Annotated in this window: 7 protein-coding genes and 1 pseudogene; 7 read left to right on the top strand and 1 reads right to left on the bottom strand. The window is 68.7% G+C overall.

The window, feature by feature from the left end; genetic code table 11:
- Window position 1: 1 nt before the first annotated feature.
- From FUT87_RS08665 to FUT87_RS08640, 6 genes are all read left to right on the top strand, one after another.
- The gene (locus FUT87_RS08665; protein ID WP_147240763.1) at window positions 2–1,276 is read left to right on the top strand and encodes an MFS transporter; all 1,275 of its coding nucleotides are present in this window, start codon (window positions 2–4) and stop codon (window positions 1,274–1,276) included.
- A 237-nt stretch (window positions 1,277–1,513) separates the two neighbouring features.
- Window positions 1,514–2,746 (top strand): ABC transporter substrate-binding protein, encoded by a 1,233-nt coding sequence (locus tag FUT87_RS08660; protein ID WP_091730935.1) that lies wholly within the window; start codon window positions 1,514–1,516, stop codon window positions 2,744–2,746.
- A gap of 58 nt (window positions 2,747–2,804) precedes the next feature.
- On the top strand, window positions 2,805–3,680 hold the full coding sequence (locus tag FUT87_RS08655; RefSeq protein WP_091730939.1) for a branched-chain amino acid ABC transporter permease: 876 nt from the start codon (window positions 2,805–2,807) through the stop codon (window positions 3,678–3,680).
- 122 nt (window positions 3,681–3,802) lie between these two features.
- Window positions 3,803–5,617 carry an ABC transporter permease subunit gene (locus tag FUT87_RS08650; protein WP_404935377.1) on the top strand — a complete coding sequence of 605 codons (1,815 nt, stop codon included), beginning with the start codon at window positions 3,803–3,805 and terminating at the stop codon, window positions 5,615–5,617.
- Window positions 5,618–5,635: 18 nt separating this feature from the next.
- On the top strand, window positions 5,636–6,358 hold the full coding sequence (locus FUT87_RS08645) for an ABC transporter ATP-binding protein (protein WP_147240762.1): 723 nt from the start codon (window positions 5,636–5,638) through the stop codon (window positions 6,356–6,358).
- Between the two features lie 280 nt (window positions 6,359–6,638).
- The gene (locus FUT87_RS08640) at window positions 6,639–7,598 is read left to right on the top strand and encodes a type I restriction enzyme HsdR N-terminal domain-containing protein (RefSeq protein WP_147240761.1); all 960 of its coding nucleotides are present in this window, start codon (window positions 6,639–6,641) and stop codon (window positions 7,596–7,598) included.
- A 6-nt stretch (window positions 7,599–7,604) separates the two neighbouring features.
- On the opposite strand, the gene FUT87_RS08635 is transcribed toward FUT87_RS08640, so the two are convergent.
- A complete protein-coding gene (locus FUT87_RS08635) occupies window positions 7,605–8,408 on the bottom strand; it encodes an SDR family NAD(P)-dependent oxidoreductase (RefSeq protein ID WP_147240760.1) in 804 nt (267 codons plus the stop codon).
- Between the two features lie 107 nt (window positions 8,409–8,515).
- On the opposite strand from FUT87_RS08635, the pseudogene FUT87_RS08630 reads away from it, so the two are divergent.
- A pseudogene (locus FUT87_RS08630) lies at window positions 8,516–9,484 on the top strand (LysR family transcriptional regulator).
- Window positions 9,485–9,622: the final 138 nt, after the last annotated feature.

Below are 9,622 nucleotides of genomic sequence, written 5' to 3'. Positions count from 1 at the left end.
GATGAGCAGTTCCCCGGGCCCGGCGCCCGCCGCTGCCCCGCACGCCGAGCACGCCGAGCACGCCAAGCACGCCGAGCACGCCGAGCACGCCGAGCCCGGCACGCGCGCCTACCGCCGCATCGCGTTCGCGCTGTTCCTGGCGGGTTTCACCACCTTCTCGCTGCTGTACAGCGTGCAGCCGCTGCTGCCGCTGTTCGCGGCGGAATTCCAGGTCGGCGCGGCGACAAGCGCGCTGTCGCTGTCGCTGGCGACCGGTGCGCTCGCGTTCGCGATCCTCTGCGCCGGGGCGCTGTCGGAGAGCATGGACCGCAAGCGGCTGATGTTCGCGTCGATGGCGATGGCGGCGCTGCTGAACCTGATCGCCTCGGTGGTGCCGGGCTGGCACGGGATGCTGGTGGCGCGGGCGCTGGAGGGCCTGGTGCTGGGCGGCGTCCCGGCGGTGGCGATGGCCTACCTGGCCGAGGAGATCCATCCGAAGGGCCTGGGCCGGGCGATGGGCCAGTACGTCGGCGGCACGGCCTTCGGCGGGATGATGGGCCGGGTCGGGGTGAGCCTGCTGAGCGATGCCTTCGGATGGCGGCCGGCGCTGTTCATCGTCAGCGTGCTGGGGCTGCTGGCGGCGATCGGCTTCTGGCTGCTGCTGCCGCCATCAAAGCACTTCGTGCGCCGCCGCGGCGTGACGCTGTCGGAGCATGTGGCCACGTGGCGGGCGCATCTCACGCATACGATGCTGCCGCTGCTGTTCGGGATGGGCTTCCTGATGATGGGCATGTTCGTCGCGGTCTACAACTACGCCGGCTTCCGGCTGATGAGGCCGCCGTTCTCGCTGAGCCAGAGCGCGATCGGGCTGATCTTCTGCGCCTACCTCTTCGGCATTGCCGCGTCGGCGACGGCGGGCAGTCTGTCCGACCGCTTCGGGCGGGCGCCGGCGCTGCTGTCGGGCATCGCGCTGGCGACGGCGGGCGTGGGGCTCACGCTGCTGGCCTGGCTGCCGGCGGTGATCCTGGGCATCGTGCTGCTGACGATCGGCTTCTTCGTCGCGCACTCGGTGAGCAGCGCCTGGGTCGGCGCGCTCGGCGGACGCAGCAAGGGCCATGCGGCTTCGCTCTACCTGCTCGCGTACTACCTCGGCTCCAGCACGCTCGGCGCGATGGGCGGGTGGTTCTGGGACCACGGCGGCTGGGGCGCGCTGAGCGGGTACGCGATGGCGGTGCTGGCGGTGGCTGTGATCGCCGCGTGGGCCCTGCGGGCGCGCGGGCGCGCCGCCGACGCCTGAGCCCGGCGAGCCACGCGCGCACCGCAGTGGCGCGTGCCGGCGGCACGTCCACAGACCTGACACCACGCTGAACGCCCCGCTCCGGGTTTGCGAGTACGTAATCGCATGCGTGCAATCCGACACGCTTCATGCACCATGTTCCGAGAAGGCTGACGCCGTGCGTCCGGCTGTTTGTTGTACCGGCGCTCGAGGGTTGGCGTTCCGACCCCTCATGGACCAGACCATTCGGAGACAAACATGATGTTCAGCGCGCGTTGGATCACCGCTACCGCCCTGGCCGCCGCCAGCTTCGCCGCCCTCGCGGCCGACCCGATCAAGATCGGCGTCTCCGGCCCCTTCACCGGCGGTTCGTCGTCGATGGGCGTCAGCATGCGCGACGGTGTGCGATTGGCAGCCCAGGAAATCAACAAGAACGGCGGGGTCTTGGGCCGCCAGATCCAGCTCGTCGAGCGCGACGACGAGGCCAAGAACGAACGCGGCGTCCAGATCGCCCAGGAACTCATCAACCGCGAGAAGGTCGTCGCCACCGTCGGCTTCATCAACACCGGTGTCGCGCTCGCCGCGCAGCGCTTCTACCAGGACGCCAAGATCCCGGTGATGAACAACGTGGCCACCGGCTCGGTGATCACCCAGCAGTTCAAGGACCAGCCCGAGAACTACGTCTTCCGCAATGCCGCCCACGACTCGATCCAGGCGCCGATGATCGTCGAGGAGGCCATCACCCGCCGCGGCTTCAAGAAGGTCGCCATCCTGGCCGACTCCACCAACTACGGCCAGCTCGGCCGCGCCGACCTGGAGAAGGCGCTCGAGCTCAAGGGCATCAAGCCCGTCGCCGTCGAGAAGTTCAACATCAAGGACGTCGACATGACGGCCCAGCTGCTCAAGGCCAAGGAGGCCGGCGCCGAGGCCATCCTGACCTACGGCATCGGCCCCGAGCTGGCGCAGATCGCCAACGGCATGACCAAGCTCGGCTGGAAGGTGCCGATGGTGGGCAGCTGGACGCTGTCGATGGCCAACTACATCGACAACGCCGGCCCCGGCGGCGAAGGCGCGCGCATGCCGCAGACCTTCATCCAGGAACCGACCACGCCCAAGCGCCAGTCCTTCATCGTCAACTACCTCAAGACGTTCAACCCGAAGAACAGCCGCATCGATTCGCCGGTCTCGGCCGCGCAGGGCTACGACTCGATCTACCTGCTGGCCGCGGCGATCAAGCAGGCCGGCAGCACCGAAGGGCCCAAGGTCAAGGCCGCGCTCGAGGACCTGAAGGCCCCCGTCGAGGGCGTCGTCACGACCTACAACAAGCCCTTCACCAAGACCGACCACGAGGCCATCACCGCCAACATCCCGGTGTTCGGCGAGGTGAAGGGCCAGCGCGTGGTCTATGCCTACGAGGCCGACTTCAAGGCGGCCTCCGAGGTCAAGGTCAAGGACGTCAACGCCAAGGGCGCCTTGACCCAGAAGAAGTGACCCCACGAAACGCCGCCCGGTGCGGCCGTTTTTTCTTCCCTGACGTCCCGGACTCCGTATGCAGATCCTGACCCAACTGGTGTTCAGCGGCATCGCGCTCGGCATGATCTACGCGGTCATCGCCTTCGGCTACCAGCTGACCTTCTCCACCTCCGACACCCTCAACTTCGGCCAGGGGGACGCGCTGATGCTGGGCGCGCTCGTGGGCCTGACGCTGGTCGGGCACGGCGTGAACTACTGGCTGATGATCCCGCTGGTGTGCCTGTTCGGCGCGCTGCAGGGCGCCTTCGTCGAGCGCATCGGCGTGCGTCCCGCCATCAAGATCAAGTCGGAGTTCGGCTGGATCATGTCCACCATCGCGCTGGGCATCATCTTCAAGAACGTGGCCGAGAACGTCTGGGGCCGCGACGACCTGAAGTTCCCGTCGCCGCTGCCGGAGGCGCCGATCAAGCTGCTCGGCGCCAACGTGCTGCCGATGGAGATCCTGGTCGTGGTGGGCGCGCTGCTGATGATGCTGGCGGTCGAGCTCTTCAACCGGCGCTCGATCTACGGCCGCGCGGTCGTGGCGACCTTCAACGACCGCGACGCCGCCAAGCTGATGGGCATCAACACGGGTCTGGTGATCACCTTCTCGTACGCGCTGTCGTCGCTGACGGCGGCCTTCGCCGGGGTGCTGATCGCGCCGCTCACGCTCACGGGCGCCACGATGGGCGCGGTGCTCGGCCTGAAGGCCTTCGCGGTGGCGATCATCGGCGGGCTGACCTCGGGCATGGGCATCATCGTCGGCGGGATCATCCTGGGCATCGCCGAGACGACGACCGGCTTCTACCTGTCCACCGGCTACAAGGACGTGCCGGGCCTGGTGCTGCTGCTGATCGTGCTGGCGCTCAAGCCGGCCGGCCTGTTCGGCAAGACCGCGATCAAGAAGGTCTGAGCCCCCATGACGACCAAGACCAATCCGAAGAAATTCGTCGCGGGCGCCGTCGCCATCGTGGCGCTGTTCGCGTTCCCGCTGGTGTCGGGCAACCCGTACTACATCCACCTGGTCGAGACATCATGATCTACGCGATCGTGCTGTTCGGCCTGGACATCGTGGTGGGCTACACCGGGCAGGTCTCGCTGGGCCATGCCGGGCTGTTCGGCATCGGCGCCTACACCGCCGGCGTGCTGATCACCAAGTTCGGGCTCTGGATCCTGGTGACGCTGCCGCTGGCGGTCGGCGTGACGGCCGCCTTCGGCGCGCTGCTGGCCCTGCCGGCGCTGCGCGTGACCGGGCCCTACCTGGCGATGGTGACCCTGGCCTTCGGCACCATCATCCAGATCCTGATCAACGAGATGGACTTCCTGACCAACGGCCCCATGGGCATCACGCTCACCAAGCCCAAGCTGCTGGGCCACCAGCTCGACGAGACGGAGTTCTACTGGCTGGTCGCGGTGATGCTGCTGGCGTCGCTGGTGTTCGTGCATCGCGTGCTGCGCTCGCACCTGGGCCGCGCGTTCGAGGCGCTGCGCGGCAGCCCGGTGGCGTCGGACTGCATGGGCGTCTCGGTCTACCGCTACAAGGTTTACGCCTTCGTGGTCAGCGCCGGGCTGGCGGGCCTGGCCGGCGCGCTGTACGCCTACTCCGAGCAGTACATCTCGCCCAACACCTACAACTTCGAACTGACGGTGATGTTTCTGCTGGCCATCATCATGGGCGGCCGCAAGACCCGCACCGGCGCGCTGCTGGGCGCCGCGATCATCGTGCTGCTGCCCAAGCTGCTCGACGACCTGCAGCTGTTCCGCTACGTGTCGGTGGCCTTTGCGCTGCTGGTGGTGGCGGTGACCGTCGTGGCGCTGCGCCGCGGCAAGGTCGGCGGCGTGCAGGCGGCGGTGCCGGTGGTGGGCAGCATCGCGTTGGCGGGGCTGTCCTTCGTGCTGGAGACGATGACCGACTGGCGCTTGTCGATCTTCGGGCTCATCACGCTGTTCGTCGTCTACTACCTGCAGGACGGCATCGTCGGCTTCGTGCGCGGCGCGCTGCACATCAAGGCCAGGCCGGTGGGCGAGGGCGGCCCGGTGGCCGAGAAACCCGCGGACGCCATCGCGCGGGCCGGCGGCGCGGACGAGCTGCTGATCGACGCGCGGGGCGTGCTGATGCAGTTCGGCGGCCTGAAGGCGCTCAACAACGTCGACCTGCAGGTGCGCCGCGGCACGATCCACGGCCTGATCGGCCCGAACGGCTCGGGCAAGAGCACGATGATGAATGTGCTGACCGGCATCTACGTGCCGACGGCGGGCGAGCTGCGCTTCGTCGACCGCTCGCTGGTGGGGCGCACCTCGGCCGACATCGCGCTGTCGGGCATCGCGCGGACCTTCCAGAACGTGCAGCTGTTCGGCGAGATGAGCGCGCTGCACAACGTGATGGTGGCGCTGCATCACAGCTTCGGCAGCAACCTGGTGCAGGTGGCGCTGCACTCGCCGCGCTACAACGCGGAGGACGCGCAGGCCCGGGCCCGGGCGCTGGGCCTGCTGGAGTTCGTCGGACTGGGGGAGCTGGCCTTCGAGGAGGCGCGCAACCTGCCCTACGGCAAGCAGCGGCTGCTGGAGATCGCGCGGGCGCTGGCGCTGGACCCGAAGCTCCTGCTGCTGGACGAACCCGCGGCCGGCCTGACGGCGCCGGACATCAAGGAGCTGATGCGCATCATCGGCAAGATCCGCGACCACGGCATCACGGTGATCCTGATCGAGCACCACATGGACGTGGTGATGGGCATCTGCGACGTGGTGTCGGTGCTGGACTTCGGCCAGAAGATCGCCGAGGGCAGGCCGGCGCAGGTGCAGGCCGATCCCAAGGTGATCGAGGCCTACCTCGGCGGCCAGCCGGCCTGAGCGCGGAGCGGAACAGACATGCTCAAGATCGATCAACTGCATGCCGGCTACGGCAAGGTCGAAGTGCTGCACGGCATCTCGGTGGAGGTGCCCAAGGGACGGGTGGTGACGCTGATCGGCTCCAACGGGGCCGGCAAGACGACGACGATGCGGGCGGTGTCCGGGATGATCGCGCCCAGCGCCGGGCAGATCACGCTCAACGGCAAGCGCATCGACGGCCTGGAGTCGTACCACATCGCGCGGCTGGGGCTGGCGCATTCGCCGGAGGGACGGCGCGTGTTCGCCACGATGAGCGTCACCGACAACCTGCGCCTGGGCGCATTCCCGCGCTACACGGGCGCGCGGCCCAAGGGCGATGTTGAGGCCGACCTGGAGAAGGCGATGGAGCTCTTCCCGCGCCTGAAGGAGCGGCGCCAGCAGCTCGCGGGCACGCTCTCGGGCGGCGAGCAGCAGATGCTGGCAATGGCGCGCGCCACCATGCTCAACCCCGAGGTCGTGCTGCTGGACGAGCCCTCGATGGGGCTCGCGCCGATCCTGGTGGACGAGGTGTTCCGCATCATCGAGCGGCTGAAGGGGCAAGGCGTGACGATGCTGCTGGTGGAGCAGTTCGCCGCGGCCGCGCTGGCGGTGGCCGACTACGGTTACGTGCTGGAGAACGGGCGCATCTCGCTGCACGGTCCGGCGGAGAAGCTGCGCACCGATCCGGCGGTGAAGGCGGCCTATCTGGGCGGCGGGCATTGACGCCGGGCCCTGGCGCCCGCCCGACCCGCGCGACGACTCCGATCGGGCATCGCGCGCCCCCAAGCAGTTGGAATCGCCGCGATGTCCATCGCGAATGCAGGAGTGCCGCGGGTCGACGCGCTGCCTAGAGTGACTGCCTCGCCCCGCTCCGGGGCTTCTCCTCCAGCGAGGTGCAGTCATGACGAACACTCCCCAGCGCGAGCCCGATCGACCGCCGGTCGAGGCCTGGCAGGCGCAGGGCCTCTATCCGTTCTCCCGCGATCCGCTGACGGCGGTCGAGGTGCTGGAGCGCCAGCTGTTCGATCAGGTGGCCTGGCATCTGTCGCGCTTCCATCCGGTGTTCCGGACGCTCTCGCCGGAGGCGATGGCGCTGCAGTTCCGGTTGCTGCGGCAGGCCGTCGAATGCGGCCCCGAGGAGTTGCAGCTGCTGCTGGCCGAGGTGCTCAACCTGCCGGCCGAAGAGCGCCAGATGATGGCCGAGTTGCTGAAGGACGTGTCGCTGTCGTCGGTCATCCGGGAGTCCCACGTGGTCACCCAGCGGCTTCAACTGCTCGACGGATTGGAGACCCTGCTCTTCGACGAAACGCTGCGGCCCCATGTGAAGGAGCGTGGGGAACTGCATCCCATCGTCGCGCGCAACCCCTGGCTCTTCGGCGATGAGTTCGCGCTCTCCGTCGACAACCGATCGCTCACCGAAGTGTTGCGCAAGCATCAGAAGATGCTGGGGGGCGACATCCAGATCGATCAGCCGTTCGACGTTCCGAAGCAGAAGCTGGCGATCATCGACCTCATGTTCTCGCGTGCGACGCGGCGTCACCAGCCATCGACGCTGGAGCACCTCGTGGTCGAGCTCAAGGCGCCACGCGTGCGGATTTCCGAGGACGAGATCGATCAGATCAATCGTTACGCCAAGCGCGTGTCCCGAGACGAGCGCTTTCGTGCCGTTGAGGTCAAGTGGTCCTTCTGGCTCGTGGGCCGGGAACTCGCGAGGGGCGCACGTGAGCACGCCGAGCTCGAACGGGAGGTGCATCTTCCCTACAACTTCTCGGTCCGCGTGACGACATGGGCGGAGCTGATCGACGAGAACCGCGCCCGTCTGCAGTTCCTCCAGGAAAGCCTGGACTACAAAGCCAGCCGGCAGGCGGGCTTGAAGCATCTGCAGCGACGCTACCCGGACTGCCTGGGGGACGTCGTGCAGCGCGCGCAGGAGCCGCGGGCTCCCTACGCGCGCGCCCGGTGAGACCGATCAGACGAACATGCCGCCCGACGCTTCCACGCGCTGCGCGTTGACCCAGCGGTTGTCGTCCGACAGCAGCGAGGCGACGACCGGCCCGATGTCATCCGGCAAGCCGACGCGGCCCAGCGCCGTGACCGACGCGACAAGGGCGTTGACCTGCGCGTTGTCGCGCACCGTGCCGCCGCCGAAGTCGGTCTCGATCGCGCCGGGCGCGAGCGTGTTCACGCGGATGCCACGCGCGCCGAACTCCTTGGCCATGTAGCGCGTCATCACCTCGACGCCGCCCTTCATCGTCGCGTACGCGCCGTAGCCCGGCATCGCGAAGCGGGCCAGGCCGCTGGACACGTTCAGCACGCTGCCGCCGTCGTTCATCAGCGGCAGCAGCGCCTGCGTGAGGAAGAACGGGCCCTTCAGGTGCACGCGCATCAGTTCGTCGAACTGGGCCTCGGTGGTGTCGGCCAGCGGCGCATGCACGCCCATGCCGGCGTTGTTGACCAGGTGGTCGAAGCGCTCGCGCTGCCAGTGCTGCTGGAGCGTCTGCTTCAGCGCCTGGGCGAAGGCCGGGAAGCTGCCGCTGTCGCCCACGTCGAGCGGCAAGGCCGCCGCGCGGCCGCCCAGCTGGCGGATCTCGTCGATGACGGCCTGTGCCTCGGCCTGCTGGCTGCGGTAGGTCACGATGCTGTCGATGCCGCGGCGGGCGAGATGCACGGCGGCGTTGCGGCCCAGTCCGCGGCTGCCGCCGGTGATCAGCGCGATGCGGGTCGAGGTGGAAGTGGAAACGGAGGCGGAGGTGGAAGCGGTGGTCGTTGTCATGGTGAGCTCCTGCTGGGGTCGGTGAATCGGATGCAGGAACTTTATTGATCGATGGTTGGCGTATAAATCGTCCTGAACCGATTTGACCGTTCACGCGAGACGAACAAATGAGCGACGCTCCCCTCCGCTTGCCGGCCTCCCCGCCGCCCTCGATCGAGACGCTCCAGGTCTTCGTCCGGGTCGCGGAACTGGCCAGCTTCACCCAGGCCGCGCAGAGCCTGGGCCTGCCCAAGGCCAGCGCGTCCACGGCCGTGCAGCGGCTCGAGGCCAGCCTGGGCACGCGGCTCTTCCACCGCACGACGCGGCGCGTGCAGCTGACGCAGGACGGCAGGCCTGCTACGAACGCTGCAAGGACCTGCTGGCCGACCTCGACGACATGCAGACCATGTTCCAGCCGGCCGCCAGCGGCCTGCGCGGCCGGCTGCGGGTGGACATGCCGATGCGGATCGCCCAGGACCTCGTCGTCCCGCGACTGCCCGAGTTCTCGCGGCGCATCCGGGGCTGGAGGTCGAGCTCAGCAGCACCGACCGCCGCGTCGACCTCGTGCGCGAGGGTTTCGACTGCGTGCTGCGGGTGGGGCCGCTCGGCGATTCCACCCTGGTGGCCCGGCCGCTGGGCGCGCTGGCGATGGCCAACCTCGCCAGCGCGCCTACATCGCCGAGTTCGGCATGCCGGAGTCCCTCGAGGACCTGGTCCGCCATCGGCTGGTCCAGTACGTGACGACGCTGGGTCAGCGTTGCCCCGGCTTCGAATGGTGCGACGACGCCGGCGCGACGCACTTCGTGCCGATGACCGGTGCGCTGACGGTGAGCGATTCCGGCTCCTACGCGGCGGCCTGCCTGGCCGGGCTGGGCCTCACGCAGGTGCCGCGCCACGGGATCGAGGCGGAGGTGCTGGACGGCCGTCTGGTGGAGGTGCTGCCCCGCTTCCGGCCCGCGCCGATGCCGGTGCACCTGCTCTACGCGCACCGGCGCCAGTTGCCGCGGCGGGTGCAGGCCTTCATGCAATGGCTGGCCGAGCTGCTGGCGCCGCGGCTGTTGCCGCTATCCTCTGCCTCCTCGGTACCCACCTCCTGAACCGCCTTGCGTTCCGATCCCGTCCTGGACCCGCCGTCCGCGCTGTTCCAGCAAGCCCGCGCCGTGCTCGCCGCCGGCGATGTCGCCGCGGCGCAACCGCTCGGCGAGGAGTGGCTGCTGCTGGCGCTCGAGCAGGCG

The organism is Mitsuaria sp. TWR114 (assembly GCF_007997345.1).
This window is presented reverse-complemented; position numbering and strand designations above follow the sequence as displayed.